30 protein-coding genes are annotated in these 25,337 nt (G+C 67.6%); 17 read left to right on the top strand and 13 right to left on the bottom strand.

The genetic code is table 11. The features are described from left to right. The first annotated feature begins 72 nt into the window (after positions 1–72). The gene (locus EPY72_RS01185) at positions 73–921 is read left to right on the top strand and encodes an SDR family oxidoreductase (protein ID WP_135805312.1); all 849 of its coding nucleotides are present in this window, start codon (positions 73–75) and stop codon (positions 919–921) included. A gap of 2 nt (positions 922–923) precedes the next feature. Here EPY72_RS01185 and EPY72_RS01180 read toward each other — a convergent pair whose 3' ends face one another. Further along, the gene (locus tag EPY72_RS01180; RefSeq protein WP_135805631.1) at positions 924–1,625 is read right to left on the bottom strand and encodes a helix-turn-helix domain-containing protein; all 702 of its coding nucleotides are present in this window, start codon (positions 1,623–1,625) and stop codon (positions 924–926) included. Positions 1,626–1,778: 153 nt separating this feature from the next. On the opposite strand from EPY72_RS01180, the gene EPY72_RS01175 reads away from it, so the two are divergent. Continuing rightward, complete coding sequence (locus EPY72_RS01175) at positions 1,779–2,609, top strand: aldo/keto reductase (RefSeq protein WP_368280622.1); 831 nt, start codon at positions 1,779–1,781, stop codon at positions 2,607–2,609. 196 nt (positions 2,610–2,805) lie between these two features. Beyond that, complete coding sequence (locus tag EPY72_RS01170) at positions 2,806–3,204, top strand: hypothetical protein (protein ID WP_135805311.1); 399 nt, start codon at positions 2,806–2,808, stop codon at positions 3,202–3,204. Between the two features lie 92 nt (positions 3,205–3,296). Here EPY72_RS01170 and EPY72_RS01165 read toward each other — a convergent pair whose 3' ends face one another. Continuing rightward, positions 3,297–4,154 carry a hypothetical protein gene (locus EPY72_RS01165; RefSeq protein WP_135805310.1) on the bottom strand — a complete coding sequence of 286 codons (858 nt, stop codon included), beginning with the start codon at positions 4,152–4,154 and terminating at the stop codon, positions 3,297–3,299. A 416-nt stretch (positions 4,155–4,570) separates the two neighbouring features. Between EPY72_RS01165 and EPY72_RS01160 the strand changes: the two genes are divergently transcribed. Together EPY72_RS01160 and EPY72_RS01155 are read left to right on the top strand one after the other, a co-directional pair. Beyond that, the gene (locus EPY72_RS01160; protein WP_135805309.1) at positions 4,571–5,311 is read left to right on the top strand and encodes a hypothetical protein; all 741 of its coding nucleotides are present in this window, start codon (positions 4,571–4,573) and stop codon (positions 5,309–5,311) included. 37 nt (positions 5,312–5,348) lie between these two features. Then, the gene (locus EPY72_RS01155; RefSeq protein ID WP_134670802.1) at positions 5,349–5,540 is read left to right on the top strand and encodes a DUF7333 family protein; all 192 of its coding nucleotides are present in this window, start codon (positions 5,349–5,351) and stop codon (positions 5,538–5,540) included. Between the two features lie 296 nt (positions 5,541–5,836). Here the strand turns inward: EPY72_RS01155 and EPY72_RS01150 are convergent, their stop codons facing one another. The 7 genes from EPY72_RS01150 to EPY72_RS01120 form a co-directional block, all read right to left on the bottom strand. Further along, positions 5,837–6,808 carry a phosphoadenosine phosphosulfate reductase family protein gene (locus EPY72_RS01150; protein ID WP_134670803.1) on the bottom strand — a complete coding sequence of 324 codons (972 nt, stop codon included), beginning with the start codon at positions 6,806–6,808 and terminating at the stop codon, positions 5,837–5,839. A 406-nt stretch (positions 6,809–7,214) separates the two neighbouring features. Beyond that, positions 7,215–7,796, bottom strand: coding sequence for a DUF7110 family protein (locus tag EPY72_RS01145; RefSeq protein ID WP_134670804.1), 582 nt, complete (start codon positions 7,794–7,796; stop codon positions 7,215–7,217). Positions 7,797–7,904: 108 nt separating this feature from the next. Next, positions 7,905–8,246, bottom strand: a complete 342-nt coding sequence (locus EPY72_RS01140) for a glutaredoxin family protein (RefSeq protein WP_135805308.1) — start codon at positions 8,244–8,246, stop codon at positions 7,905–7,907. Positions 8,247–8,286: 40 nt separating this feature from the next. After that, the gene (gene gfcR / locus EPY72_RS01135) at positions 8,287–8,937 is read right to left on the bottom strand and encodes a transcriptional regulator GfcR (RefSeq protein WP_134670806.1); all 651 of its coding nucleotides are present in this window, start codon (positions 8,935–8,937) and stop codon (positions 8,287–8,289) included. Beyond that, positions 8,934–10,004, bottom strand: coding sequence for a glucose 1-dehydrogenase (locus EPY72_RS01130; RefSeq protein ID WP_135805307.1), 1,071 nt, complete (start codon positions 10,002–10,004; stop codon positions 8,934–8,936). Before EPY72_RS01130 ends, gfcR begins: the two co-directional genes overlap by 4 nt. Before the next feature lie 65 nt (positions 10,005–10,069). Beyond that, a complete protein-coding gene (locus EPY72_RS01125) occupies positions 10,070–11,029 on the bottom strand; it encodes an AIR synthase family protein (RefSeq protein ID WP_135805306.1) in 960 nt (319 codons plus the stop codon). Positions 11,030–11,238: 209 nt separating this feature from the next. Beyond that, positions 11,239–11,595: an ester cyclase gene (locus EPY72_RS01120; RefSeq protein ID WP_134670809.1), complete on the bottom strand. Its 357-nt coding sequence runs from the start codon at positions 11,593–11,595 to the stop codon at positions 11,239–11,241. Between the two features lie 93 nt (positions 11,596–11,688). Here EPY72_RS01120 and EPY72_RS01115 point away from each other — a divergent pair, with 93 nt between their 5' ends. The 8 genes from EPY72_RS01115 to EPY72_RS01080 all read left to right on the top strand — a co-directional run bounded on the left by EPY72_RS01115 (position 11,689) and on the right by EPY72_RS01080 (position 19,664). Continuing rightward, a complete protein-coding gene (locus tag EPY72_RS01115; RefSeq protein ID WP_135805305.1) occupies positions 11,689–12,789 on the top strand; it encodes a pyridoxal phosphate-dependent aminotransferase in 1,101 nt (366 codons plus the stop codon). A gap of 66 nt (positions 12,790–12,855) precedes the next feature. Beyond that, a complete protein-coding gene (locus EPY72_RS01110; protein ID WP_134670811.1) occupies positions 12,856–13,644 on the top strand; it encodes a formate/nitrite transporter family protein in 789 nt (262 codons plus the stop codon). Between the two features lie 60 nt (positions 13,645–13,704). Then, positions 13,705–14,613: a TIGR01548 family HAD-type hydrolase gene (locus EPY72_RS01105; RefSeq protein ID WP_135805304.1), complete on the top strand. Its 909-nt coding sequence runs from the start codon at positions 13,705–13,707 to the stop codon at positions 14,611–14,613. A 129-nt stretch (positions 14,614–14,742) separates the two neighbouring features. Next, a complete protein-coding gene (gene npdG, locus EPY72_RS01100; protein WP_134670814.1) occupies positions 14,743–15,411 on the top strand; it encodes an NADPH-dependent F420 reductase in 669 nt (222 codons plus the stop codon). 43 nt (positions 15,412–15,454) lie between these two features. Next, entirely contained in the window at positions 15,455–15,820 is a 366-nt protein-coding gene (locus EPY72_RS01095; RefSeq protein WP_134670815.1) for a DUF5518 domain-containing protein, read from the top strand. A gap of 42 nt (positions 15,821–15,862) precedes the next feature. Beyond that, positions 15,863–16,171: an ASCH domain-containing protein gene (locus EPY72_RS01090; RefSeq protein ID WP_135805303.1), complete on the top strand. Its 309-nt coding sequence runs from the start codon at positions 15,863–15,865 to the stop codon at positions 16,169–16,171. Between the two features lie 379 nt (positions 16,172–16,550). Beyond that, on the top strand, positions 16,551–18,689 hold the full coding sequence (gene katG, locus EPY72_RS01085) for a catalase/peroxidase HPI (protein WP_135805302.1): 2,139 nt from the start codon (positions 16,551–16,553) through the stop codon (positions 18,687–18,689). Positions 18,690–18,839: 150 nt separating this feature from the next. Beyond that, positions 18,840–19,664: an amidohydrolase family protein gene (locus tag EPY72_RS01080; RefSeq protein ID WP_134670818.1), complete on the top strand. Its 825-nt coding sequence runs from the start codon at positions 18,840–18,842 to the stop codon at positions 19,662–19,664. On the opposite strand, the gene EPY72_RS01075 is transcribed toward EPY72_RS01080, so the two are convergent. From EPY72_RS01075 to EPY72_RS01060, 4 genes are all read right to left on the bottom strand, one after another. Next, the gene (locus EPY72_RS01075; protein ID WP_209019595.1) at positions 19,665–20,033 is read right to left on the bottom strand and encodes a DUF7344 domain-containing protein; all 369 of its coding nucleotides are present in this window, start codon (positions 20,031–20,033) and stop codon (positions 19,665–19,667) included. Between the two features lie 235 nt (positions 20,034–20,268). Beyond that, on the bottom strand, positions 20,269–21,219 hold the full coding sequence (locus EPY72_RS01070) for a glycosyltransferase family 2 protein (protein ID WP_134670819.1): 951 nt from the start codon (positions 21,217–21,219) through the stop codon (positions 20,269–20,271). A 119-nt stretch (positions 21,220–21,338) separates the two neighbouring features. Continuing rightward, positions 21,339–22,046, bottom strand: a complete 708-nt coding sequence (locus tag EPY72_RS01065) for a class I SAM-dependent methyltransferase (RefSeq protein ID WP_134670820.1) — start codon at positions 22,044–22,046, stop codon at positions 21,339–21,341. A 134-nt stretch (positions 22,047–22,180) separates the two neighbouring features. After that, entirely contained in the window at positions 22,181–22,582 is a 402-nt protein-coding gene (locus tag EPY72_RS01060; protein ID WP_135805301.1) for a PPOX class F420-dependent oxidoreductase, read from the bottom strand. Positions 22,583–22,733: 151 nt separating this feature from the next. Here EPY72_RS01060 and EPY72_RS01055 point away from each other — a divergent pair, with 151 nt between their 5' ends. From EPY72_RS01055 to EPY72_RS01040, 4 genes are all read left to right on the top strand, one after another. Further along, positions 22,734–23,003, top strand: a complete 270-nt coding sequence (locus tag EPY72_RS01055; RefSeq protein WP_134670822.1) for a MarR family transcriptional regulator — start codon at positions 22,734–22,736, stop codon at positions 23,001–23,003. A 38-nt stretch (positions 23,004–23,041) separates the two neighbouring features. Beyond that, entirely contained in the window at positions 23,042–23,806 is a 765-nt protein-coding gene (locus tag EPY72_RS01050; RefSeq protein WP_135805300.1) for an MBL fold metallo-hydrolase, read from the top strand. A gap of 34 nt (positions 23,807–23,840) precedes the next feature. Continuing rightward, a complete protein-coding gene (locus EPY72_RS01045) occupies positions 23,841–24,566 on the top strand; it encodes a YkgJ family cysteine cluster protein (RefSeq protein WP_134670824.1) in 726 nt (241 codons plus the stop codon). Positions 24,567–24,773: 207 nt separating this feature from the next. Continuing rightward, complete coding sequence (locus tag EPY72_RS01040) at positions 24,774–25,190, top strand: TRAM domain-containing protein (protein WP_134670825.1); 417 nt, start codon at positions 24,774–24,776, stop codon at positions 25,188–25,190. Positions 25,191–25,337 lie beyond the last annotated feature (147 nt).

Genomic DNA, 25,337 nt, shown 5'->3' with positions numbered 1-25,337 from the left:
ACATGTGAAGCACTGTCTCGCATTCATCAATTAACCCGCGGTTATTCACTGATTCGGTTCGCGTAGGGAGGTATGTCCGACGCCGACCACATCGACGTGCCGGAACTCTCGCTCGAGGACTTTCTCGTGCTCGAGGACGACCGATTCACCCCGGAGAACGTCTGTCTGGTGACGGGCGCGGCCTCCGGCATCGGGCGGGCGACCGCGCTCGCGATGGCCGCGAACGGGCTCACCGTCGTGGCCACGGACATCGACGAGGCCGGGCTCGACGGAACCGTCGAGACGGCCGCGGAACTCGGCGTCGAGGGCCGGGTCGAGACGGTCGCGGGCGACCTCCGGGAAGACGTTCCCGAGATCGTCGAGGCGGCCGCCGACCACGGAACCGTCGCCTTCCTCGCGAACGTCGCCGGGATGCAACACGTCGATCCCATCGAGGAGTTTCCGATGGACGTCTACGACGCGATGCAGGACGTGATGGTGCGCGCGCCGGTCGAACTCGCCAAGCACTGCCTGCCCCGGATGCGCGAGCGCGGGTTCGGCTGTGTCGGCAACATGGCGTCGGTCCACGGCCACTACACGACCGCCGACAAGGTCGCGTACAACGTCGCGAAGTTCGGACTTCGGGGGCTCACCCAGTCGATCGCGGCCGAGGGCGACGGCGACGTGCGGTCGTTCTCGGTCAGTACGGGCTACGTCAAGACGCCGCTCGTGACCGACCAGATACCGGAGACCGCCGACCAGCGGGGCGTCTCGGTTCGGGAGGTCGTCGAGGACGTGATGCTCGGCCAGTCGCGGACCGACGAGATGATGGCGCCCGCGGAGGTCGCGAACCTGTTCGCGTTCGGCTTCTCCCGGCACGCGAGTCACCTCAACGGCGGGGACCTGCGCTTCGACGGCGGGATGACGCTGACCTACGAGTAGGCTCACTCCAGTTCGTCCATCGCCTCGATGACTCGCTGGATCATCTTCTGTTGGCCCCGCCGGAGGTTCTTCGAGACCGCGGGCTTCGAGACGTCGAACTCGTCGGCGAGGTGGCCCAGCGTCGCCCCGCGGGGGCTCTCGAAGTAGCCGTCCGAGACCGCGGTCTCGAGGGTCTGGCGCTCGACGTCCGAGAGGTCCCGACACCCCTCGATGAGCGTCATCGCCGCGCCCGCGTTCTGGACGAAGTCCTGCATCTCGGGGAGCTCGGTGTTCTCGCGGTCGAGCACGTCGAACTCGTTGTCGCGTTCGAGCTCCGAGAGGGTGGTGTCGGCGGCCTCGACGTCGTCGAAGCCGACGTGCCAGATCTCGCTACCGTCCTCGATGTAGAACGGCCCCGTGATGTAGCCGCCGTTGTCCCTGATCGCGGCCATCGCGTCGGTCTCGCCGATGACGGTGCGGATGTGCGCGACGTTCCCCCGGCGGGTCAACAGCCCGTACTCGCGGACGTTCTCCCGGTCCCGGAGCGCCGAGAGTCCGACCGTGAGCGCCTCGCGGTCGTCGGCCTCGACGACCATCCGAGTCTCGAGTCGGTCTTCGACCCGGTCGAAGTCCCACTGGATGGCCGAGAAGCCGACGCCGTGCTCGTCGGTGGTGGCGATGAAGGGACAGTCGTACTGCTCGATGTCCAGCGTGGTGTCTATCATCGCTCTGACCTTGCTATTGAGCCACATACGGTAGCCGGGTTAAAAATATTTCCTTCGGTTCCGGCAGGTACTGCGAGCGGGCGCCGACGGCTCACGGCGCGGATTTCCGTTGTCGAAACCACTTTCCCCCGGCTGATCCAAGACCGGGACGCTATGGCTTCGACTGAACTCACCGACGACGAGATGTTAGACGAGATGCCGCGACTCGGTCTCGGAACGTGGCAGAACACCGAGGGCGACCAGTGTGCAGAGAGCGTCCGGACCGCGCTCGAAGCGGGGTACCGACACATCGACACGGCGCAGGCCTACGACAACGAGGAGTCGGTCGGCGAGGGGATCGCCGCCGCCGACGTCGACCGCGAGGACGTGTTCCTCGCCACCAAAATCTGGACGAGCAACCTCGCCCACGACGACGTGCTCTCGACGGCCGAGGAGAGCCTCGACAAGCTCGGGGTCGACTACGTCGACCTGCTGTACGTCCACTGGCCCGCCAACGAGTACGACCCCGAGGGCACCCTCTCGGCGTTCGATCAGCTCTACGAGGAGGGACTGATCGAGAACGTCGGGGTCTCGAACTTCGAGCCGCGCCACCTCGACGAGGCCCGCGAGATCCTCGACGCGCCCGTATTCGCGAATCAGGTCGAGATGCACCCCCTGCTCCCGCAGGACGAACTGGTCGAGTACGGCCGCGAACACGACATCAACCTCGTGGCGTACTCGCCGCTGGCCCGCGGCGAAGTGTTCGACGTGCCCGAGATTCAGGACGTCGCCGAGAAGCACGACGCCTCGCCCGCGCAGGTCAGCCTCGCGTGGCTCCTCCAGCGCGACGGCGTCGCCGCGATCCCGAAGGCGACCAGCGAGGAGCACATCCTCGACAACTGGGGCGCCCGCGACCTCGACCTCGACGACGAAGACGTCGCAAAGATCGAGTCGATCGACACCCGTGAGCGACAGGTCGACCCCGACTTCGGCCCCTGGAACTGAGCCGGAGGGTCGGACCGGTGACGGCTTTCGCACGCCGCGTTGCGTTTCCGCGGATTCAGTAAATCAACGCCGTTTGTGGACGTTTTGGGAATTCATCGCCGGGGGTAGCGCAGTCGCCGCCCTTTCTGTCCGAATCTCGCCTGCTCGTAGATCGTACGACAAACTGACGTGATTCCACCGAGGATGGTGTAGTGAAATGACAGACGACCGCCAGAACTATCGATTCCTCTCTTCGCTCGCGGCTTTTTTCGTCGTGTCCGTTCCACTGTTCTGGTACTTTCTCGGCGCCATCGCAGTACTGAGGCCGCGGTGGTGGCTTGCGATCGCTCTCGGGTATAGCGTGCTCGTCGGTCTGCTCTACACCCGCCGGTCGTACTCTCTTTCCCGATTGTGGGATCTGGCGTGGCGAGTCTGGAAAGGCCTCCTCGTCGCGTCCGTCGTGTTATCCGTCGTCGCCGGCCTCCTTTTCGACGTGCGTCTGCGACACCTGATCACGCCAACAAACGTCTCGGGCCGGATCTTCTTCGGGGGTCTCGGGTTCGTCCTGTTCGTTATCGTCTACGGGGCTTCGTATCACCATTCGTATCTCGAATAGGTGCGTCTGGCTCTGTTGGACCGCTTAGTAGGTGATCGGTTTGTATCCTCGATCGGTCGGTACAGACGAACCAATTAGCGACTCTACGCTGATCAGGGATGCTGATCCGAAGCCGTCTCGACAGCGTATTCATATCCGAGTTCCGCACGGAGCTGACGGAACGCATCCAGTATCCGTTCTCCGGCTTCACCAGTAGGTATCTCGACTCGTGCTGGTGGAGTAGCGCTCTCTGAATCTACGACTCGCCAAACCATTCGACCGAGTAACGACCCCTCGGATACCGGCTTCCAATCGAGACGGAGGACACCCGCAGAAAACAGTCCAATCACCTGCTTCAATCGTTCTAAATCGTACGACGCGCTCTTCTCGGTATCGGAGCAATAGAGCGAGTCCCATTTCAGATCGTACGTGGTACCGCCAGCAGTCCAAGAGGCGACCCCACCGAACGGAACAACAGCCGAACCTTGCACCTGAGCAAGTGTCTCGTTCAGTTTCTCAATCACTTCCTCCTGGCCCCCCGCGTTGATTTCTCGGATATGGGCCTCGTGGGGCACTGAGCGATACAGCCACGAGTGGTTGGTCAGAACTGCAAGTTCGACGACGGAGAACAGACGGTCCGTCCACCCATCAGTATCACCGTCCGGGATTTCGAGTAATGACTCGATCAACGGTCGGTCCTCGGGAAGCGACGCTCGAAATTCGTGCCCCGAACCGACAAAGATACGTTTCGAGTCGGGGACCTGCATGAGCTCCCGTTGTACCGTCTCAAATTGAGCGTGGTTTGGATCAAGCCCCAGATGGACGACGGTTCCGTAGTCCATCAGAACGCTAATCGCCCGGTTCTCGACTGTCACACTGCCGAGATCGTCCCAGTCCGTAACACCGGATAGATTCCGAGTGACGAGTCTATGTGTCGGTTCTGTAGCATCGAACCCCTCTGTAAACTCCATTGTTGTTCCGTATTTCCGGGACCGTTAAAATATTGAGCAGTGACATATTCTGATCCGGTTGCGGTCGATGCAGGATCGTAGTCTATCGGCACGTCTTATCGGTGAACTCGGATAAGTTCGTACGTTTCAGCGACCAGCTGTTTCGGACGAGAACGCATCTGAAGAAGATAATTTCGACAGGGACGTGGGGTTCTGTTAGCGACCCGCCCGCGCAGGCTCAGCAAACAGCGAGACCTCGTCGACTGCGCCCCGCGACTACTGGAACCGTCGGCGTTCGCGTCCGACCTCGTGGTTCGCCGGCCGGTGTGGCTCCCGCGCATCGGCACCGTCGACCGTCCGCCGCGGCGTTCACGACCCGCCCGCGCCGCCTCCAATCCCGAAACTTCATATCGGCCATCTCGTATGAAATGGTGGAGATGCACGGCGGAACCACCACGGGCTTCGCGGGGGCGATACGGTACGACCTGAAGCGACTGCACGAGAGCTGGATGGCGCTTTTCTTCCCGCGCCAGCGAGGGACCGAGACCGGCGTCCTCGGCAAGTGGGAGCCCTCGTCGACCTCGGGCAAGATCGCGTATCGGGCGTGGAGCGCGCTCGGCGCGCCGGTGGTCGCGGCGCTCTACCCCCTCGCTCTCGTCGGGTTCGCCGTCCGGTACTACACCCGGCGGATCGACGGCACCGCGACCCGGCTCGGCGCGCTCGGCGTGATTCTGGTCTCGATCCTGGTCTGGGGCGGGCTGACCGCGCTGGCCCGACTCCGGTTCTCGACGACCGGCTTTCTGGCGGTCGGGGCCGCCGGCGGGATCGCGACCGTCGCGGCCGCGCTGGCGTACCTCACCGGCACCCGAGGCGGCCGGGCGAGCACCGTCCTGCTCGCATACCCGTTCGCGATGAGCGCGCTGTTCCTGCCGCCGGTGGTGGCGGCGCTGTACTCGCCGACTCTCTCGTCGGTCGTGCTCGACAACAGCTACACGCTGGCGATCTGGATCCTCGACAACCCGCTCGACCTCTGGGGGCTCAACACCCTCCTGCGCGAGCAGTTCACGCTCGAAGGCGCCAACTACGTCGCGATGTGGTTCGGCATCTCGGTGCCGGTCGGGTGGCTGGTCGGCCTGCTGGTGACTCTGGCCGACGTGGTCCGGCCGAAGTCGGCGTAGAGCAACGTTTTTGGCGGTGTCGTCCCCACGTCCGGGTATGGAGTTCACGCTTGGCGCGACCGTCGGGGTACTGCTCGCGATCGTCGCCGTCGGGACCGCGGCGCTCATCGGGATGGGATTCATGGCGACGAGCACCGTGTTGATGATGGTGACCCCCTCGATGCTGGCGTTCGGCCTCGTGGCGCTGTTCGTCGGGGTCAAGCACGGCGAGTACCGGGCGACCCACTGACGAGCGGACCCGAGCTCAGCTTCTGTGGCCGCGCCCGACGCTGGCCGGATTCGGCCGGTCCCTCGGGAGCGAATTTCGAGAAGGAGGGCGTCGTGTATCGGGACGAAGAAATCGGAGCCGCTCTGGACGTTCGACGCGGTCTCACAACCGCCGCGAGCGAGGGCGTAGCCCGAGCGAGCGGACCGAGGAGCCCTCAAAATCACGCGCCTTGGCGCGTGATTGAGGGGGCGACGACGCGTTTTTCATGAACGTTTTGCAAGGGAGGCGCGTTTGTGCGCCGACCACTGCAAAAGGTTCTACATGTAGCCCAGATCGCGCAGGCGCTCCATCAGGTCTTCTTTGTCCTGGGCGCGGCCCGCCCGCTCGGTCGTGTCTTCGAGGTCCTGAAGCCACGCGGGCTCCTCGTCGGATTTCTCGGTGCTGACTTCGCTCCCCAGCGACCGGAAGCCGGCGAAGTACTTCGGACTGACCGGGATGTCGTCCTGAGTGAGTCCGTTGGGGAGGTCGTCGTCGGTCTGCGGGACGTAGCCTTCGTCGGGGAACTCCTCGACGGTGTCCGGCACGACGTAGTGCCAGAAGGTGTCCCAGACCGCCCGCTCGTCGAACTGGAGGATCGGCTGGACGCGGTCGTGGGGCGGGTAGATGTCGGGGTCGTGGCGCGGGCTGAAGAACGTCTCGTCGGCGCGGGCCTCCTGTTCGTCCCACCGGACGCCCGAGATGATGCCGTCGATGTCCTCGGCCTCGATGGCATCGTTGAGCGCGACGGTCTTCAGCAGGTGGTTGCCCACGTAGGTGTCGAGCAGGAACGGGAAGGTGTCTTCCTCGTACTCGAGGATCTCCCGGACGTGGTGTTGGTTGTGCTCGTTGAGCGCGTCGATCGGGATGTCGTCGCCCGGCGTCAGGTCGTTGGCCTCGACGTACTCGCCGACGTCCTCGTTGCGGGCGTAGACGACGTCGAGGTCCCACCGGTCGCCCCACTTCTCGACGAAGTCGTGGATCTCGTCGAAGTGCTGGTAGTGGTCGATGAACACCGCGGTCGGGGTGTCGTAGCCGTACTTCTCGGCGACTTCCTTGATGAAGTACAGCGTCAGCGTCGAGTCTTTCCCGCCGGTCCACATCACCGCGGGGTTCTCGTACTGTTCGAGCCCCTGGCGGGTGACTTCGATCGCCTTCTCGATCTTGTGCTCCATCGAGGCGTAGTCCTCGGGGTTCTCGCCTTCGCCGTCGGTGTAGTCTACGTCGACGTAGTCGGGGAAGTCTTCGGGCATCGTTCGTAATTACATCTAATTACGCGCCTAAAGTGCTTTTCGGCTCTCCGCGACGACAGGCCGAGCCTCCACCCCGTCAGGCCCCGTGTACTCGCATCTCAGGGTCTCTCTGTTGGGATGTCGGAACACGCTTTCGGCGCCGTTCGCACCCGAGAACGCGGCGGTAGTCGCGTGCGGTCGCGGCGCTGATGGTGTGGTCGCGGCGCTGATGGTGCGGTCGCGGCGCTGTTGGTGCAGTCGCGGCGCTGATGGTGCGGTCGCGATACTGCAAATGCGGTCGTAGTACTGAGCGGTGCAGTTGTCGGAAGCCGCTCTACCGCGAGCGAACGGCGAGAGAAGCGCCGGTTTTTGATCGAGCTTTTGCAAGGGCGGCGCGTTCATGCGCCGCCCCCAATAAAAGGTCGTCTTAGATGAACTCGTTGTCCCGCCAGTTGACGCCGCTGTCGCCCGAGGAGTTCGCGTTGGGGCCTTCGACGACCTCGATGGAGGCCGGACGGTCCTCGCCGTCGACGATCCGGGTCGCCTGAAGTTCGCCGTCGACCTCGGTGATCGCGGTGAGGGTGCCCTTCTCGGCCTGGCGCGCGAGGTCACAGAGCACGAGGAACATCGGGTACTGGACCGCGGTGTTCTGGAGGACGGTCTCGCGGTCGCCCTTGAACGCCGCGACCTCGATGAGTTCGCCGAGCGGTTCCTGATCTTCCTCGTCTTCGTCGAGGTCGTCGTTCCATCGGGGCCCGTTTCGAAGCTCCTGTTCTTCCTCGGTGTAGACGCGGGTCTCGGAGATGCTGGCCTTGAGCTGTGCGGTCGGCGTGTACTTGCTGATGGTCTCGTCGTCCGCGACGGCGCTGATGATCAGCGTGTTCTTGCGCCGCGTGATGTCGACGCTCGCGATCTCGGGCGGGAGGTCCGGGTCCTCCTCGAAGTAGTCGTATACGGTTTCTAGCGGCAGTTCGAGCGTCGAGTGAAGTCGATATACTTGCCCCGTCATTTGTAGTACTGAAGGTTCCCGGCTGACAACGCGGTACGCGGGTATGTAGGTGGTCCGAACATATATGAGCTACTCTTTTGGTCCCGTTTCTGGATCACGTAAAAACACTTACGCCGACAGCTCCGCCGCGAGTTCGCCGCGCTCGTCGAGTTCGGCCAGCACGTCGCTCCCGCCGACGAACTCCCCGTCGACGAACGTCTGGGGGATCGTCTCCCACCCACTGTGGTCTTCGAGGGCCGCCCGATAGGCGTCGAGCGCCTCGAGCACGTCGACGGTCTCGTAGTCGTCGCGGTGGGCCGAGATGAGCTCCAGGGCCTTCTGGGAGTAGCCACACTGGGGCATCAGCTCGTTGCCCTTCATGAACAGCACCACGTCGTTGTCGGCGATCGCCGAGTCGACGCGCTCGCGGACCTCTTCGTCGGTCAGGTCGCTCTCGGGTTGGAACGTCATGCGCTCCGATAGGTGCCCGGCGTGGAAAGAAGTTGCGACGTCAGTCGTCGTTGCCCACCCGGACGACGTTGATGAGCGAGTGGACCGGCACGCCCTCGATCTCGTCGACGCCCTGCTTGTCGACGAGGACACAGCACGCCACCGGCTCGCCGCCCTCCTGGCGGATCGCCTCGACGGTCTCGGTCATCGTCGTGCCGCTGGTGATGGTGTCGTCGACCACGTAACACTCCCGATCGCGGATCTGGGCGAAGTTCCGGGAGAAGGTGCCCCCGAGGTCGTCTATGTCGCCCTCCTCCCACTGGTGTTTGCGGGGCGCGTAGGTCCCGAGGTCCGTGTCGAGTTCGCGCGCGACCGACGTGGCGAGCGGCGCGCCCGCCTTCTCGACGCCGATGGTGAGATCGATCTCCTCGCCCTGCTTGGCGAGCAGATCGGCCATCGCGGCCGCGGCGTGGTGGAGCCGGGCGCTGTCCCGACCCAGCGCCGACCAGTCGACGTGGATGTCGTGCGGGCCGCCGCCCGCGGCGGGGCCGGGCTCGGACACCGATCGGGCGCCGTCCGCGCCCCCGCTTCGCTCGACCAGCCAGCTCGCGGTCTCTCGCGAGACGTTGAGCTCGTCGGCGATCTCGCCCTTCGACAGCCCCTGCTGGGCCAGCTCCGCCGCGCTCTCGATGAGGTCGTCGATGTTCTTCATATCTGATCGAATTGGACGGCGGTCTTTATTGTCGTTTCGTCGTGGTCCTCGAACGCGGTCTCGTACTCGTCGAGGTCGTAGACGCCGGTAACGAGGTCTTCGAGGAACCACTCGGGCAACTCCGCGAGCGTTTCGACCGCGGCGGCGAACTGCTCGCGGTTGGAGTTGACGCTCCCGACGACCGCCTTGTTGTGCATCACAAGCTCCTTGTGGAGGCGCCCGCCGTCGACCTCGAAGCGCCACGGCTCGGGGACCCCGAGCAGGGCCGCGACCCCGCCGGACGCGAGCGCTTGGACGCACTCGAAGGCGTGTTTCGCGTACCCCGTCGCCTCGTAGACGAAGTCCATCGGCTCGTGGGCCGCCGAGATCTCCGAGACCGGCGTCTCCCGGGAGTCGACGTACGTCCCGCCGAGCGCTTCGATGACGTCGATCGTCGGGTCGGGGCGGTCGCGCCGGCCGAGACAGTAGATGCGGTCGTACCCGCGCTGGTCGAGCATGGCGAGGGTGAGCAGTCCGAGGCTCCCGTTGCCGAGCACCAGTCCCGACTCGGGGGTCCAGTCGAACGCCGACCGCGAGGCCGCGGCGTGTGCGATCGCCTTCTCGGAGATGCTGATGGGCTCGATCAGAAAGCCCCACTCGGCGTACGAGTCGGGCATCGGGACGAGGTACTCGGCCGGGCTCGCGAAGTACTCGGCCATGAAGCCGTGAGCGCCGTCGATGCCGCGCTCGACGCAGGCCTCGGGCGGGGCCATGTCGGGCTCGCCGCGCTCGAAGTACTCGTTCGACCCCTCGGGCGGGGGCCGTCGGACCGTCGGGACGACGACATCGCCCTCCTCGAAGTCGGTGTCGTTCGGCTCGGCGACGACGCCGACCGCCTCGTGGCCGAGGACGAGGTGGTCCTCGCCCTCGGGGACCCCGCCGTGGCGGCCCTCGATGACCTCGTGGTCGGTCCCGTCGACGCCCACCCGCAGGGTCCGGACGAGCGCCTCGCCCGCCGAGGGGCTCGGACGGGGCTTCTCGACGACCGCGGGGGCGCTTTCGCCGCGGCGGATGACGACAGCGTGCATGGATAGCAGTTGGAACCCGGCCGGTAAAAGATTTATTCTATTACGAGTAAACGTTCGCCGTTCGGCTACTCCCAGAGGTCGTAGAGGTCGTCGCGGACGCTCCCGACGCGTTCGCCGTCGAGGTCGACGCCCGGAGCGTCAGTTTCGCGCGCGACGCCGATCTCGCTGGCCGCGACGCCCGCGTCGTCGAGCGCCGCGAGCGCGTCGTCAACCGCTTCCTCGGGGACCGCGGCCAACAGCGCCCCGGAGCCGAAAATCCGGAGGGGATCGACGTCCATCGTCGCGCAGAGCGCGGCGGTCTCCTCGCGGACCGGCACCGCGTCGCGGTCGACGTCGATCCGGACGCCCGAGGCGGTCGCCATCTCGACGGCCCCGGCGAGCAGGCCGCCTTCGGTCGGGTCGTGCATCGCGGTGGCGGTCCCCCGGAGGGCGGCGGCCTCGGGGACGACGCTGATCTCCTCGAAGAAGCCCTCGGCCCGCCGGAGCGTCGCCGCGTCGGCGCCGGTCGCCTCGCGGAAGTCGGTCGCGAGGATCGCGGTCCCCTCGATCCCCGCGCCCTTGGTCAGCAGGACGCGATCGCCCGGGTCGACGCCGCCGGTCGGGACGTACGCGTCGGCGGCCCCGAGCGCGGTCATCGACACCATCGGCCGGTCGAGCGCGGGGACGTACTCCGAGTGGCCGCCGACGATCGAGACGCCGAGCTCCCGGGCTTCGGCGTCGATCTGGTCGGTGAGCACGTCGAGAGTCTCGGGGTCGTCGTCGGGGAGGAAGACGACGTTCGTGAGCCACCGGGGGTCCGCGCCGCAGGCGGCCACGTCGTTGCACGCGACGTTGACCGCCAGCGTTCCGAGGCGCTCGCGGGCCAGCGAGAGGGGGTCGGAGCTGGCGACCAGCAGTCGGTCGCCGAACCGGATCGCGGCGGCGTCCTCGCCGTACGCCGGGCCCATCTCCACGTCGTCGTCGGGCGCGCCCGTCCGCGAGAGGACGAAGGCCGCCAGGTCGTCGGGGTCGAGTTTGCCGACCATAGTCGTGCTGAGAGGGCCGGGTACGTAAGTCCCCGCGAAGGGGCAGTCGCCGGCGCCGGCGGCTGGATCGGGCCGGCCGTCTCCGCCGAGCGTAGCGAGGCGGTTCCCCGACGGCTCGGCCTGCGGCCTCGCCGTCGGCTTTTTCGTCGACGTTTTGGCGGGGTCCTCGCTCGCTTCGCGCGCTCGAACCCCGTCAAAAACGTCGCGGTTCAAACCGCGTCACGGTCGGTGTAGGTCCACCGCTCGGCGATCCGGCCCTCCCCGTCGAACCGGTGGAAGTCCGCGAACCCGAACGACACCGCCTCGCCGTCCTGTTCGCCGGTGAAACTGCCCCGGACGGCGACCGTGTCGCCGTCGACCGCGAGGTCGTGGACCTCGTGGCTCCCGTCGTCGAGGGGCCGGTCTTCGAGGTAGAACTCCCGGAACGCCTCGATCCCGTCGAGCGACGCCTGACCGGGCCGCTCGTAGGTCACGTCGTCGGCGAACAGCGCGAACACCGCCTCGTAGTCTTCCTCGTCTACGTGGTCGTAGTAGTCCCGAACGACTTGCGGGTCGGCAGTTGCCATACCGGGAGATCGGACGGCGGCGGGGAGTCGCTTACGGAAGTGGCAAGCCGGACCGAGCGAAAGAAAGACTTGCTCGGCGTCCGAGGAGCCTGTATGGAGTACGACACGCCGCTGTTCTTCCGCGTGATGCAGTACGCGGCCGAGGCCGATCGCGACGTCGTGGACATGGTGAGCGGCAACCCCGACTGGGGGTCGCCCGACGCGATAAGCGAGGGCCTCCGCGAGTACGCCGACCTCGGAGGCGCCGACTTCCAGTACCCGCCGAGCGAGGGGCTGTTCGAGCTTCGAGAGGAGATCGCCCAGCGCCGGAACGTCGACCAGTCCCAGATCGTCGTGACCAACGGCGGCGGCGAGGCCAACTACCTCGCGATGGCCCGCGCCCTGGAGCGCGAGCGGGGCTCGGAGTTCCTGCTCACCGACCCCGTCTACCCCTACTACCCCGGCAAGACGACGATGCTGGGCGCGAGCGCCCGGTACGTTCCGGTCGCCGAGGACGGCACCCTCAACCCCGCGGCCGTGCGCGAGGCCGCCAGCGAGGAGACGGCCGCCATCGTCGTCAACACGCCGAACAACCCGACCGGCGCGGTGTACGACGAGGACACGATGGCCGAACTGGTGGCGATCGCCGAGGCCAACGACGCGTTGCTGATCAGCGACGAGGTGTACGACCACTTCGACTTCTCCGGGGAGTTCACCTCGGCGCTGGCGTTCGATTCGGACCACCGCGTGGTCACCAACTCCTACTCGAAGACGTTCGCCATCACGGGCTTTCGGGTCGGATACGCCGTCTTCCCCGAGTCGCTCGTCGACGTTGCCAAGACCCGTCACATGCTGACCAACGTCGCCACGACACGGCCGGGCCAGTACGCGGTCCTGGCGGCGCTCCGGAACACCGACCCGGCCTACTACGAGGCCAACCGCAAGCTCCTCGAAGAGCGCGTCGAGACGTTCACCGACGCGCTCGACGCGGCCGGCGCCGACTACTCCAGTCCCGACGGCGCGTTCTACGTGATGGCGCGGTTCCCCGAGTTCCCCGGCACGATCGAGAACGTCGAGGCGCTCATCGACGGCGCCGGCGTCGCCGGGATGCCCGGCGAGGCGTTCGGCGAGTCGCGGGCCGACTGGCTCCGGTTCGCGCTGGTGAGCCCGCGCGTCGAGGAGGCCGCCGACCGGCTGGCCGACTACTTCGGGTAGTCGCCGACGCCGGTGGCGGCGCTCCCGGCTACAACGCTTTTCAGCCCGTCCGACGCCCGTACTGTCGTGTCCGTCCCACCAGACCCGTCGGAGATTTTCGACCGGGCGGTCGAAGAGGGCGAGCGCCGACTCGACCAGTCGGCGCTCGAACTGATCTCGACGAGCTTCATCGCGGGGTTCACCGTCGTGTTCGGGATGGTCGCGCTCGGGATCGTCGAGGCCGCGGTCGAGCCCGCGATCGGCGAGGCCGCGAAGGTCGCGGGGGCGCTGGCGTTCGGCGTCGGCGTCGTGTTTCTGGTCGTCGGCCGGACCGAGCTGTTCAGCGAGAACTTCTTCGACCCGACCGCGTACGTGGCCGACCGGGCCGACTCGTGGCAGGCCGGCCCGCTCGTCCGACTGTGGACGCTCACCTTCGTGTTCAACCTCGTCGGCGGCGCGCCGTTCGTCTATCTCCTCTCGGTCGAGGGCGCGCTCCCGTCGGGCGCGCCGGCGGTCCTGCGAACGACGGGCGCCGAGATCGTCCACCGGACGGCCGCCGCCGAGTTCGTGAAGGCGCTCACCGGCGGGATGCTCGTCGCCCTGCTCTCGTTTCTGCTCTCGGCGGTCGACACCGTCGGGAGTCGGATGGCGCTCGCGTACGTCGTCGGGGTGCTGTTGACCCTCGGCCCCTTCGACCACGTCATCGTGACCGTGCTCCACGTCCTGTTCGGCGTCTTTCTGGGCGCGGAGGTGGGACTCGGGGCGCTGGCGGCGACGACCGCGGTCGTCACGGCGGGGAACCTCGTCGGCGGGCTCGGACTGGTCACGTTTAGCCACGTCGCGCAGGTGAAAGGCGCCCGCGAGTCCGGCGAGTGAGCGCCGCGACCGCCGTCCGGCGTCGGAAGAACCTTGACCGACGGCTCACAACCGCCACGCATGCAGGTAGACGCGGTCGTACTGGACATCGACGGCGTGGTCGTAGACGTGGCCGACTCCTACCGGCGAGCGATCGTGGAGTCGATCGAGCGCGTCCACGGCGACACCGTCGAGAAGGCCGACGTGCAGGCGTTCAAGGACGCGGGCGGGTTCAACAACGACTGGGAACTCACCTACGCCGCGGCCCTCTACGTCCTCGCGGGCCGGGAGGGGCTGGCGATGGACGTCGAGGCGTACACCGACCGGATCGAAGCGCGCGGCGGCGGACTCGCGGCCGCCGAGGCGGTCGTCGACGACGCCCTCCCGTCGGCGGCCCGCGAGCGCGCTCGCGCCGACTGGGACACCGACGCGCTCCGGGCGGTGTTCCAACAGCTCTACCTCGGCGCTGAGCTGTACGCCGACATCGAGGGCGAGGAGCCCGACATCGACGCGCCGGGATTCATCCACGACGAGCCGGTGATCCTCGAACGGGCGACCCTCGACGCGCTGGCCGACTACCCGCTCGGGATCGTCACGGGCCGACCCGCCGACGAGGCCGACATCGCCCAGCGCCGGGCGAACCTCGACGTGCCCGACGACCGACGGTTCACCATGGACGACTGGGAGCGGGGCAAACCCCACCCGCACGCCCTCGTGACGCTGGCCGAGCGCTTCGAGGCCGACGCCGCGAGCGCTTCGAGCGACCGGGGAGAGTCCGGCGGCGTCGAGACGGTCGTGTTCGTCGGCGACACCCTCGACGACGTGAAGACGGCGCGCAACGCCGCCGAGGCCGACCCCGACCGGGACTACTACGGCGTGGGCGTGCTGACCGGCGGCCTCACCGGCGAGGCGGGCCGCCGGAAGTACGAGGAGGCGGGCGCCGAGGCGGTCGTCGATTCGGTCAACGACCTGCCCGACCTGTTCGAATAGCGATCGCCCGCCGACGAGTCGTTCCCGGAGAACACAGGTGGTATCCGTCCCCGCGGACCGACCGAGCGGGCGTCGGAACGCTCGCCGCGGTGAGGAATACTTAATCCGTCCCCGGCCCGAACAGCCGGTATGCGAATCGCACTCCTCGGCGGGACCGGCGACATCGGACAGGCCCTCGCGTTGCGGTGGGCTCAGGACACCGACCACGAGATCCTGATCGGGTCTCGGGACGCGGGTCGGGCCCGCCAGAAGGCCGACGAGTACGTGACGGAACTCGACAGCCGCGGCGTCGACCGCGAGGTGAAGGGGTTCGCCAACGAGATGGCGGCCGACCGCGCCGACGTGGTGGTGCTTGCGGTGCCGGCCTATCACGTCCGGGACACGGTCGAGGCGGTCGCCGACCGGATCGGGGACGCCGACGCGCTGGTGAGCCCCGCGGTCGGGATGGACCGCGACGAGTCGGGCTTTCACTACAAGCCGCCCGGAGTCGGCTCGGTCACCGAACTGGTCGCCGAGACCGCGCCCGAAGGCGTGCCCGTGGTGGGGGCGTTCCACAATCTCTCGGCCGACCGGCTCGCGAACCTCGACGTCGAACTCGATCTGGACACGCTCGTGGTGGGCGACGACGAGGACGCCGTCGAGACGGTCGGGACCCTCGCCGACCAGATCGAAGGACTCCGAGCGCTGTCGGCCGGGCCGGCGGCCAACGCCGCCGAGGTCGAGAGCCTGACGCCGCTTCTGATCAACATCGCGATGGAGAACGAGGGGATGCACGACGTGGGCGTGACCTTCGAGTAGCCCAAGTAGCCTTATCTCGCTTCGGGACCTACCGACGGTCGAGATGACAAACTGGTACGCGGTCGCGGTCGGTTTCCTCGTCGAACTGGTAGTCGGCGGGATCGGCGCGCTGTTCCCGGGCGTCGGCCAGCTCGCGGCGGGACTGTTCGGCGGCCTCGTCGCGGGCGTGCTCGCGGGCGGCGGCTGGGCGAGGGGCGCGTGGCACGGCCTGCTCGCCGGCTCGATCGGCGGAATCGTCCTCGCGGTGATCCTCGGCGCGCTCGTCAGCGCGGTCGGCGCGGTGGGGCTCGGCCCGCTCGGGCCGATACTCGGCGGGAGCGTCTTCCTGTTCGCGCTGTTCGTCGCGGTCGTGATGGGCGTCGAGAGCGCGCTCGCCGGCGCAGTCGGCGGCTGGATCGCGACGAAGTAGTCCGACCCAACAGCTTTGCCGGTGGCGTCCCTCGAACCCGGTATGGTAGATCCGGACACGATCCTGCCGAACGAGCGGATGCGACAGGGCGCGCTGGACGGCGAGGTGACCCAGATCCACCGGGGTGACCAGTACGCCGACGAGGGCGATCGGTTCGAAATCGACGGCGAGGCGTTCGAAGTCGTCGCGGTCCGCGAGCGCCGGCTCGGCGACCTGACCGACGAGGACGCCCGCGCCGAGGGAATGCGGGATCTGGATCAGTACCGCGAGATACTCGATCGCGCCCACGACAACTTCGAGTGGGACGACGACAGCGAGGTCGTCCTCCACCGGTTCGAGCGCGTGGCGTAGCGCCCGACCGGCGGTCTTCTTCGGCGAGCGGATCAAGCGCCACCAGCGACGCCGCTGTCGGACCGGCGGGTACACTGTGACCGATAATCCGACGGACCAGTGTGTGACACGCCGACACGATCGCTCGGAGGGCCCGTTTCGGTCGCCGTCCCCGAGGCCGAGGACCGCCGCCGGTCGCCCCGCATTTCAGATATCCAAAAGAAATTTTTCCTTAAGGCAACCGAGACTACCCGAAATCACCTACTTTTTTGTAGTCGCGGTTCTCTTTTTGGAACGAGTGAAACCTACAAATGTCAGCAGATAATGCGAACCGCGAGCGCGACGAGGCTCGTTCGGACGACCTGACGGCGACCGACGAGACTGCGGAGGGCGATCTGTAATGGTGCGGAACAAAGACTGGTGGCCAGACCGGCTGGACCTCGACATCCTCGACCAGAACGACCGCGATCTGGGCCCCCACGACGAGGACTTCGACTACGCCGAGGCGTTCCAGAACCTCGACCTCGAAGAGGTGAAGGCGGACATCGAGGACGTGATGACGACGTCCCAGGACTGGTGGCCCGCCGACTACGGCCACTACGGACCGCTTTTCATCCGGATGGCGTGGCACAGCGCCGGTACGTACCGGACCTCCGACGGTCGCGGCGGCGCCTCCGAGGGCGCCCAGCGGCTCGCCCCGCTCAACAGCTGGCCCGACAACGCGAACCTCGACAAGGCGCGGCGACTCCTCGAGCCGGTCAAACAGAAGTACGGCCGCGAGCTCTCGTGGGCCGACCTGATCATTCTGGCCGGGAACGTCGCCATCGAGTCGATGGGCGCCCGGACGGTCGGCTTCGCCGGCGGCCGCGAGGACGCGTTCAAGTCCGATCAGGCGGTCGACTGGGGGCCCGAAGACGAGTGGGAGGCCTCCGAGCGCTTCGACGAGGAGGGCAAGCTCCACGAGGGGCTGGGCGCGACCGTGATGGGCCTCATCTACGTGAACCCCGAGGGGCCGGACGGTAACCCCGACCCGGAGGCGTCGGCGGAGAACATCCGGGAGTCGTTCAGCCGGATGGCGATGAACGACGAGGAGACGGTCGCACTCATCGCGGGCGGCCACACGTTCGGAAAGGTCCACGGCGCCGCCGACCCCGACGAGCACGTCGGCCCGGAGCCCGAGGCCGCCCCGATCGAGGCCCAGGGCCTCGGCTGGGAGAGCGACTACGGCTCGGGTAAGGGCCAAGACACCATCACCAGCGGCATCGAGGGCCCCTGGACGCAGGCGCCCACCCAGTGGGACACGGGCTACCTCGACAACCTAATCGACTACGAGTGGGCGGCCCAAAAGGGGCCGGGCGGCGCCTGGCAGTGGGTGCCGGTCGACGAGGAGATTCAGGACTCGGTGCCCGCGGCCCACGAGGACGGCGAGACGGTGACGCCGATGATGCTCACGACGGACATCGCGCTGAAGCGCGACCCGGACTACCGGGAGATCATCGAGCGCTTCCAGGACAACCCGATGGAGTTCGGCATCAACTTCGCGAAGGCCTGGTACAAGCTCACCCACCGCGACATGGGCCCGCCCGAGCGGTTCCTCGGTCCCGAGGTGCCCGACGAGGAGATGCTGTGGCAGGACCCGCTCCCCGACGCCGACTACGACGTGATCGGCGACGAGGAGATCGACGAGCTCAAAGCCGACCTCCTCGACTCCGAGCTGTCGGTCCCCCAGCTGGTCAAGACCGCGTGGGCGGCGGCGTCGACGTACCGCGAGAGCGACAAGCGCGGCGGCGCCAACGGCGCGCGCATCCGGCTCGAACCGCAGAAGAGTTGGGAAGTCAACGAGCCCGAACAGCTCGCGACCGTACTGGAGACGCTCGAAGAGATTCAGGCGGCGTTCAACGACTCGCGAGCCGACGACACGCGGGTCTCGCTCGCCGACCTCATCGTGCTGGGCGGCTGTGCGGCCGTCGAGCAGGCGGCCGCCGAGGCCGGCTACGACGTCGAGGTCCCGTTCGAGCCCGGTCGCGTCGACGCCACCGAGGACCAGACGGACGTCGAATCGTTCGAGGCGCTCAAGCCGAAAGTCGACGGGTTCCGTAACTACTTCGGCGGCCAGTACGACGGCCCCGCCGAGGACCTGCTGGTCGACAAGGCCGACCTCCTCGACCTGACGGCGACCGAGATGACGGTGCTGGTCGGCGGCATGCGCGCGCTGAACGCGAACTACCAGCAGTCCGAACTCGGCGTCTTCACCGACCGGCCGGGCACGCTGACCAACGACTTCTTCGAGAACCTGCTCGACATGAGCACCGAGTGGGAACAGGTCTCGGACTCCAAGGAGGTCTACGAGGGCTACGACCGCGAGACGGGCGAGCTCAAGTGGAAGGGCAGTCGCGTCGACCTCATCTTCGGGTCGAACTCCCGGCTCCGAGCCATCTCGCAGGTCTACGGCAGCGAGGACGGCGAGGAGAAGTTCGTCCGCGACTTCGTCGACGCGTGGAGCAAAGTGATGCACCTCGACCGCTTCGACCTCGAGTAACCGCCGATCCGGGCGACACCCGGGACGGCGACGACTCGATTTTTCCGTCCTCGGCTACGAGGCCCCCGCCGGGTCCGGATCGCCGATCCGTTCTCTCCGTATCGGGCGCAACCGACACTGAAAAATAGCGTAGCTCCCAACTCTCACTCGATGCTGGAGCTGGAGCACCGGTTTCGGGTGGTGGACGTTCACGCCCGCCTGAACGCGGACGCGGGCGGCGTGCAGACGCTCGGACGGGCCATCAGCCCCGACCGACTCGAACGAGAGATGCACCAGGCCGGCGTGGTGCGGTCGGTCGTGTTCCCGGGCGAGCGCCCCGACGGCGGGTACGTGAGCGCGAACAACGCGGTGGCTCGCCGGAGCGTCGAGCGACCGTTTCTCACCTTCGCCCGGATCAACGGACCGCGAGACCCCGGTGAGACGGCCTCCTCGCGGCTTCGAAACCTGACCGCGCGCCGAAAAGAACACCACACCTCGCCGGAGGACGTCGAGCAGTACGCCTACGACGACAGGTTTCACGGGTTCAAGCTCGACCCCGTCGCCGACGGCCTCCCGGACGAGGAGACCCTCGACCGGCTCGAGGCGGTCGACCTTCCGGTCCTCGTCCACGCCGGCGAGGGGTTCACGCCCGGTGCGGTCGCGGACACGCTCCTCTCGCGGTCGTTCCCGCTCGTGCTCGCACACTTCGGCGGCCACCCGCTGAACCGCGAACTCATGACCGAGGCCATCGACATGCTCGAACACCACGACGAGTGGTATCTCGACACCAGCTACGTCCGCTACCGGGACCTGCTGGAGCGGGCGGTGATGGAACACCCCGATCGGGTCCTGTTCGGGAGCGGTGCGCCGTCGGCCCACCCCAACGTGGCGGTGATGGAGATACTCACCCTCGACGTGCCCGAAGACGCGATGCGGAAAGTGTTCGACAAGAACCCCTCGCGAGTCATCGACGGCCTCTCGCCCGAGAGCGAGTGACTACGAGACTTCTCTGGAGGCGTGGTCGGCGACCGACCACTGTTCTACGTCGGGTTCGATCTCGCGGGGTCGGTCCAGAAACGGTTCGAGCACGGCGACGCCGTCGTCGGCCGCGACGAGGCCCGCCTCGCGTTCGTACTCGATCACGCCGGCGTCGGCGAGTTTCGGGAGGTGAGTGTGGACGAGCGACGCGGCCGCCCGTTCGGTGCTCTCGGCGACCCCCGACCGGGCGAGTCGCTCCGCGAGGCGGTCGACGGTGATCTCGTCGTTCGCCTCCAGCGCGTAGAGGACGCGTCGCCGGCGGACGTCGGCGAGAAGCCGATAGGACCGGTCGATTCGCTCGTGTGCATCTATATTTGCGAGCGCCATTCGATCGTATTTTCCCCGAGTGCGGACTTAACTTCGCGGTTCGTTCCCATTCGTTTCGTCACTTAAATCTTCGGTTCGTTTCGACCGTTTCACCCCGCGCAGTCGCTTCGAGAGACCCCGAAACGCCGCCGGGGTGTGGGCCGAATACCGGCGTTCGAGGCCGTCCGAGAGCGTCTCGACCGCCCGAACCGTCACTCAAAAGGCCGACTGCGCGGTCGGGTCGGTCCCGACCGCGTCACCGCCCGGACGCGTCGGACGCGACCGTCGAGGCGTCCGATCGATCCGACTCGCGCCAGTCGTAGCGCTCGACCGCCCGATCGGCCCGCGAGGAGAACCCGTAGGGGTTGTGGGTCTCGGTGCGGTCCCGGAGTCGGGCGACGAACCCGTCCTTCGAGCCGATGGCCGCGTTGACGAGCACGCGCTTGCCGTTGCCGAACCACGTCGACGGCGCACCGTCGCCCCGGACCACGTCGGCGGCGCTCTCGATCGCGTCGGCGGCCGCGTCGCGGCCGGTCCGCCCGAAGATTCCGGGACGGGGGCCGTAGTTCTTGACCAGGCGGTAGGCGAGCGCGCGGTACTTCCAGCCCCAGTCGCGGTCGTCTCGGTCGTCTTCCTCGTCCTCGCGGGTCACGCAGGCGGTCGGCGACCAGACGACCTCGTAGTCGGCGCCCGCCAGCCGGTGGGCGCAGTCGCGGGCGCCGCCGGTCGCCAGATACTCGTCGAACCCGTCGACGGCCTCGATCGCCTCCCGGGTGAACGCGACGTTGCCCCCGTCGAAGTAGGTGACCTCCCGGCCCCGGATCGTGCGGCGCTCGACGGACTCGGTCGTCATCCCCGCCCGCACCGCGCGGTGGACCGGGCCGGTGACGACCGCCGCGTCGGCCAGCGCCTCCCGGACCGCGTCGGCCCACGTCGCCTCGACGATCGTGTCCTGCCCGATCACCGCGATCGCGTCGCCGGTCGCCTCCGCGATGCCCGCGTTCCGAGCGACGTTCAGCTTCCTGTCTGCGACCTCCACGAGCACGTCGACGTCCTCGCGCTCCCGGACCATCCCGGTGGTTCCGTCGGCCGAGGGCCCGTTGGCGACGATGACCTCGGCGTCGGGGGCGTGGAGCGCCAGCGCGTCGAGGCACACCGCGAGGCGCTCGCGCCCGTTGAGCGTCGGAACCACCACGGATAGCTTCATACCACGCAACGTCCCGACGGAAGTTTAAAAACGGTTCGGCCTTCGTCGCGGGGTCGTCCCGACCGAACCGCGTCCGGCCAGAGAATGGCACACCGACCGCGGGACCGCGGGATCGCGGGTCACCGAACCCGAGCGGTCCAGTAGGAGACCGACGCGAACCGGTCCGCGAACGGGAGGTCGCCGATCGTCGTGTCGGCGTCGCGGATGGGGTCGGCGATCGACCCCGGAATCTTCCGGTAGAATCCGTAGGGGAGGATCCAGTCGTGCTCGGCGTTCACCAGTTCGAGGTTCGCGCCCTCGAGGAGCTTCTCGACCTCCGAGCGGGCGTAGAGCCGCGACCCCATCGGGAGCAACCAGTTGTAGATGCTTCGGGTGCTCGTCCCGTTGAACGTGTCGAAGACCACCCTGTCGGCGGCGACCCGGCACATCTCCGAGAGGAAGGCGGCGGGGGTGTCCGCGAGGTGGAAAAACCGCATCGCGAACACCGTATCGAAGTGGTCGTCGGGGAACGGGAGGCGCGCGGCGTCCCCGCGCATGAACTCGAGGTGGTCGGCGACACCGGCGTCGCGGGCCTTCTGGCGGCCCTGCTGGAGCATCGCCGCCGAGATATCGAGTCCGACGATGTCGGCGCCCCGCTCGGCGAGCATGACGGTAAATCGTCCGGTGCCGCACGCGATCTCGAGGACGTTCTGGTCGTCGACCGGCCCGATCGCGTCCAGAACGGCCTGCTTCTCACGGCGGTCGATGAGTCGCCCACCCCGAGAGAATCGCTTCTCCTCGTACTCCTCGGCGACCTCGTCGGCCTGGTACCACTCCTCTCCTTTCACGCTTCTCGTCTTCCCGTAGTCCACCGGGGGACTAAAACGGTAGGGATACGTCTCGACGCCGACCACTCCCGACGCCGACACCGGGGCCCGATCGGAGACGTCCCGAACGGGGCGCTCGCGGCGGCCGTCGGCGATTACTCCCCGCTCGTGACGACGCGGTCGGGGCGAATCCGGACGATCACTCGCGGCCCCGACTCCTCGCCGTGGTGGGGGTACTCTTCGACGTCCATGTACCGTCGGGCGAGGGCGTCGATGTGGTCGCCTGCGCCGTCCTCGGTCACCGCGACGACTTCGCCACGGACCGAGACGTACCGATACGGGTCGTCGGGGTCCAGCACGCAGACGCCCACCTCGGGGTCGCGCTCGACGTTGCGCTCTTTCCGGCGGCCGCGCGCGGTGTTGACGAGCAGGTGGCCGTCGTCCTCGTCGATCCAGACCGGCGTCACCTGCGGCGTCCCGTCCGGCATCAGCGTGGCGAAGCTCGCGAACGTCTCGCGCTCGAACAGGTCCGAGAACGCGTCGGGGATTTCCTCCATATCGGCTCTCGGGGTTCCGGCCACGTAGTTTTTGGTGGCGCCGATAGCGCCGGAACGAACGTCGCGGACGCCGATTCGTGTATTAGGTGTTTAAACAATACAGTCGGCCATATAGACAACATTTACTAGGGGTTCACGGAGTCGTGTCTGTATGAGCACGACCACGGACGAGCCCCCGGTCGCAGAACAGTCCGCAGACGAGTACCGCGAGCGCCTCCGCGACCTCCCCCCGAGCGCGAAACTGGTAGCGAAGGTCCTCGAAACGGACTCGCCGCTCTCGCAGGGCCAGCTCGCCGAGGAATCGCTGTTGCCCGACCGGACGGTCCGGTACGCGCTGAATCGGCTCGAAGAAGAGAGTCTCGTCGACTCGCGGTACAGCTTCCAGGACGCGCGCAAGCAGGTGTACTTCCTCGATCGGTAACGCCCACGCTTTTCTCTGTGCGGCCCCTCGCTCGGGACGTGAACGTCGAGCGCGTTCCGGTTCCGACCGAGACGCTGTCGCCATACGGTGTCACCAACGCCTACCTCGTCGGCCGCGAGCCGGCGGTGCTGGTCGACCCCGCCGGCAGGACCGACGCCCTCGACCGCGCGGTCGACGCGCGGGAGGTCGACCACGTCCTCGTCACCCACGCCCATCCCGACCACGTCGACGGGGTCGCCCACTACGCCGACGCCTGCGAGGCGACCGTCTGGGCGCGGGCGGGCCGCGAGTCGCGCTTCGAGCGTGCGACGGGCGTCGCGCCCGACCGGACGTTCCGTGAGGGGACCGGGGTCGGCCCCGCGACGGTGATGGAGACGCCGGGCCACGCGCCCGACCACGTCGCGCTCGTCGCGGGCGAGGCCGTCCTCGCCGGCGACCTCGTCGTCGCCGAGGGGAGCGTGCTGGTCGGCGCCGACGAGGGCGACCTCCGGGCGTACCTCGCGTCGCTCCGCCGACTCTACGCCCGGGACCCCGGCCGACTCCACCCGGGCCACGGTCCCGCGATCGACGACCCGCGGGCGAGGATCGAGCGACTGCTCGCCCACCGGCTCGACCGCGAGTCGAAGGTGCTGGCCGCGGTCAGAGGCGGCGCGTGCACGCTCGATGCGGTCACCGACGCCGCCTACGAGAAAGACGTCTCGGACGTCCGGGAGGCCGCCCGCCGGACCGTCGCGGCCCACCTCGAAAAGCTCGCCGTCGAGCGAGCGGTCCGCTGGGACGGGCGGCGGGCGGCGCCGCGATAGCACGGCTTTTGGTCGCGGGGCCCAAGTGTGAGGCGTGGAGAGTCTCGAAGCCGAACTCGAACGCGCCCGCGGGCTCGAGGTCGCCGAACTGGCCGACGCCATCGAGACGATCGGGTTCGAGTGTACGCGGTGTGGCGCGTGCTGTAAGTCCGAGGCCGACGATCCCCACACCGCGACCGTCTTCCCCGACGAGGTGCGGGCGCTTCAGGACGCCCCGAGTCGGGACCCCGACGGCTCGAACGATCTCCCGGACGCTCCCCGCGAGTGGCGAGACGTCGCCCGTCCCATGCCGTACGGCGTCGAGGACGGCGCGGGCGAGACGTTCGAGTGGGCGCTCCAGACCGACGCCTGCGGCGACTGCACGTTCTACGAGGAGAGCGAGGACGGCACCGGGGCGTGTTCGGTCCACGCCGACCGCCCGCTCATCTGCGAGACCTACCCCTTCTCGGTCGCGCTCGGGGGGACGAGCCAACCGATGGGCGAACCGGTCGACAGCGTCGCGCTGGGCGACCGGACGGACGCGACCGGGGACGACGAGGCCGGAGCGGTACGGGCCCACGAGTGTGAGGGGCTGGGCCGGGAGATCTCCCGCGAGGACGCCGAGGAGCTCGCGGCGGCGCTCAAGGCCCGAGCGGTCCGGGAGCTACGGGAGGCGATCGGCGTCCGGGACGCCTACGAGCCGATCGACCCCGACGGGGGCGTGGTCGTCCACGACTCGGAGGGCGCCAAACGACCGGACGGCTCGACCTACGACGGCTGAGAGCGATCGCCGATCGCCGTTCAACTCCGGCATCTGACAGTCCGGCCGCGAGTCTCGCCGGGTCGCGGAACTGCCGACAGGCGCTCGCTGGCCGCGGCTGGGCCGCCCGGCGGCGCTCGTTCGGCCAGATACTCTCGGGGATTTGAAAGGTCGGTGGTAAAGTTCTTTATGGCCTACTCCCTTGCGTCCGAACGGAGGCATATAACCTTGGAGATCTCTGACAAACTCCTGTGTCTGTTCAGTGCTGATGTCACTATCGAGGACGACAAGTACGTCGTAGAGGTGCCGCGTCGCGAGATCGAAACCGGCTCGGTCGAGCCGGGCGAGACCTATCGGGTCGCACTCATCGCGGACGACTCCGAGTCGTCGAGCGCCGAGTCGAGTTCGAAGAGCGAAAGCTCCGGCACTTCCACGTCGTCGGAACCGCAACCCCCCGTCGAGGAGGGCGAAATTCGCTACGTCGAGGTCGAAGACATCGGCAAGCAGGGCGACGGCATCGCCCGCGTCGAGCGCGGGTACGTCATCATCGTCCCCGACGCCGAGATCGGCGAGCGCGTGAAAGTCGAGATCACCGAAGTCAAGTCGAACTTCGCGGTCGGCGAGATCATCGAAGAAGAGTTCTAGGGCTCGCTCGCGATCGGAGCCGCGAGCGCGTCCCGGGGTTCTCTTTGGGACGCCCGTCGGAGAGCCACCGCCGACCTTCGCTCGCGGTCGGCCCGGTCGGACTCGTCGCCGACACCGAAACGACGCGTGGGACGCCGTCGCGGCCGA

Origin of the sequence: Halorussus marinus, assembly GCF_004765795.1 — an archaeon.
Classification (GTDB): domain Archaea; phylum Halobacteriota; class Halobacteria; order Halobacteriales; family Haladaptataceae; genus Halorussus; species Halorussus marinus.
Note: the sequence above shows the minus strand (reverse complement) of the source record. Positions and strands in the feature narration are given on the sequence as shown.

What these genes read in the sequence shown, in the direction of transcription:
- EPY72_RS01105 (WP_135805304.1), top strand. Translation starts at nt 13,705, where the DNA reads ATGCAGGTAGACGCGGTCGTACTGGACATCGACGGCGTGGTCGTAGAC.
- EPY72_RS01115 (WP_135805305.1), top strand. Translation starts at nt 11,689, where the DNA reads ATGGAGTACGACACGCCGCTGTTCTTCCGCGTGATGCAGTACGCGGCC.
- EPY72_RS01125 (WP_135805306.1), bottom strand. Translation starts at nt 11,029, where the DNA reads ATGGTCGGCAAACTCGACCCCGACGACCTGGCGGCCTTCGTCCTCTCG.
- EPY72_RS01170 (WP_135805311.1), top strand. Translation starts at nt 2,806, where the DNA reads ATGACAGACGACCGCCAGAACTATCGATTCCTCTCTTCGCTCGCGGCT.
- EPY72_RS01180 (WP_135805631.1), bottom strand. Translation starts at nt 1,625, where the DNA reads ATGATAGACACCACGCTGGACATCGAGCAGTACGACTGTCCCTTCATC.
- EPY72_RS01185 (WP_135805312.1), top strand. Translation starts at nt 73, where the DNA reads ATGTCCGACGCCGACCACATCGACGTGCCGGAACTCTCGCTCGAGGAC.
- EPY72_RS01160 (WP_135805309.1), top strand. Translation starts at nt 4,571, where the DNA reads ATGCACGGCGGAACCACCACGGGCTTCGCGGGGGCGATACGGTACGAC.
- gfcR (WP_134670806.1), bottom strand. Translation starts at nt 8,937, where the DNA reads ATGAAGAACATCGACGACCTCATCGAGAGCGCGGCGGAGCTGGCCCAG.
- EPY72_RS01055 (WP_134670822.1), top strand. Translation starts at nt 22,734, where the DNA reads ATGAGCACGACCACGGACGAGCCCCCGGTCGCAGAACAGTCCGCAGAC.
- EPY72_RS01080 (WP_134670818.1), top strand. Translation starts at nt 18,840, where the DNA reads ATGCTGGAGCTGGAGCACCGGTTTCGGGTGGTGGACGTTCACGCCCGC.
- EPY72_RS01070 (WP_134670819.1), bottom strand. Translation starts at nt 21,219, where the DNA reads ATGAAGCTATCCGTGGTGGTTCCGACGCTCAACGGGCGCGAGCGCCTC.
- EPY72_RS01060 (WP_135805301.1), bottom strand. Translation starts at nt 22,582, where the DNA reads ATGGAGGAAATCCCCGACGCGTTCTCGGACCTGTTCGAGCGCGAGACG.
- EPY72_RS01130 (WP_135805307.1), bottom strand. Translation starts at nt 10,004, where the DNA reads ATGCACGCTGTCGTCATCCGCCGCGGCGAAAGCGCCCCCGCGGTCGTC.
- EPY72_RS01145 (WP_134670804.1), bottom strand. Translation starts at nt 7,796, where the DNA reads ATGACGGGGCAAGTATATCGACTTCACTCGACGCTCGAACTGCCGCTA.
- npdG (WP_134670814.1), top strand. Translation starts at nt 14,743, where the DNA reads ATGCGAATCGCACTCCTCGGCGGGACCGGCGACATCGGACAGGCCCTC.
- EPY72_RS01095 (WP_134670815.1), top strand. Translation starts at nt 15,455, where the DNA reads ATGACAAACTGGTACGCGGTCGCGGTCGGTTTCCTCGTCGAACTGGTA.
- EPY72_RS01150 (WP_134670803.1), bottom strand. Translation starts at nt 6,808, where the DNA reads ATGCCCGAAGACTTCCCCGACTACGTCGACGTAGACTACACCGACGGC.
- EPY72_RS01140 (WP_135805308.1), bottom strand. Translation starts at nt 8,246, where the DNA reads ATGACGTTCCAACCCGAGAGCGACCTGACCGACGAAGAGGTCCGCGAG.
- katG (WP_135805302.1), top strand. Translation starts at nt 16,551, where the DNA reads ATGGTGCGGAACAAAGACTGGTGGCCAGACCGGCTGGACCTCGACATC.
- EPY72_RS01090 (WP_135805303.1), top strand. Translation starts at nt 15,863, where the DNA reads ATGGTAGATCCGGACACGATCCTGCCGAACGAGCGGATGCGACAGGGC.
- EPY72_RS01165 (WP_135805310.1), bottom strand. Translation starts at nt 4,154, where the DNA reads ATGGAGTTTACAGAGGGGTTCGATGCTACAGAACCGACACATAGACTC.
- EPY72_RS01075 (WP_209019595.1), bottom strand. Translation starts at nt 20,033, where the DNA reads ATGGCGCTCGCAAATATAGATGCACACGAGCGAATCGACCGGTCCTAT.
- EPY72_RS01120 (WP_134670809.1), bottom strand. Translation starts at nt 11,595, where the DNA reads ATGGCAACTGCCGACCCGCAAGTCGTTCGGGACTACTACGACCACGTA.
- EPY72_RS01175 (WP_368280622.1), top strand. Translation starts at nt 1,779, where the DNA reads ATGGCTTCGACTGAACTCACCGACGACGAGATGTTAGACGAGATGCCG.
- EPY72_RS01155 (WP_134670802.1), top strand. Translation starts at nt 5,349, where the DNA reads ATGGAGTTCACGCTTGGCGCGACCGTCGGGGTACTGCTCGCGATCGTC.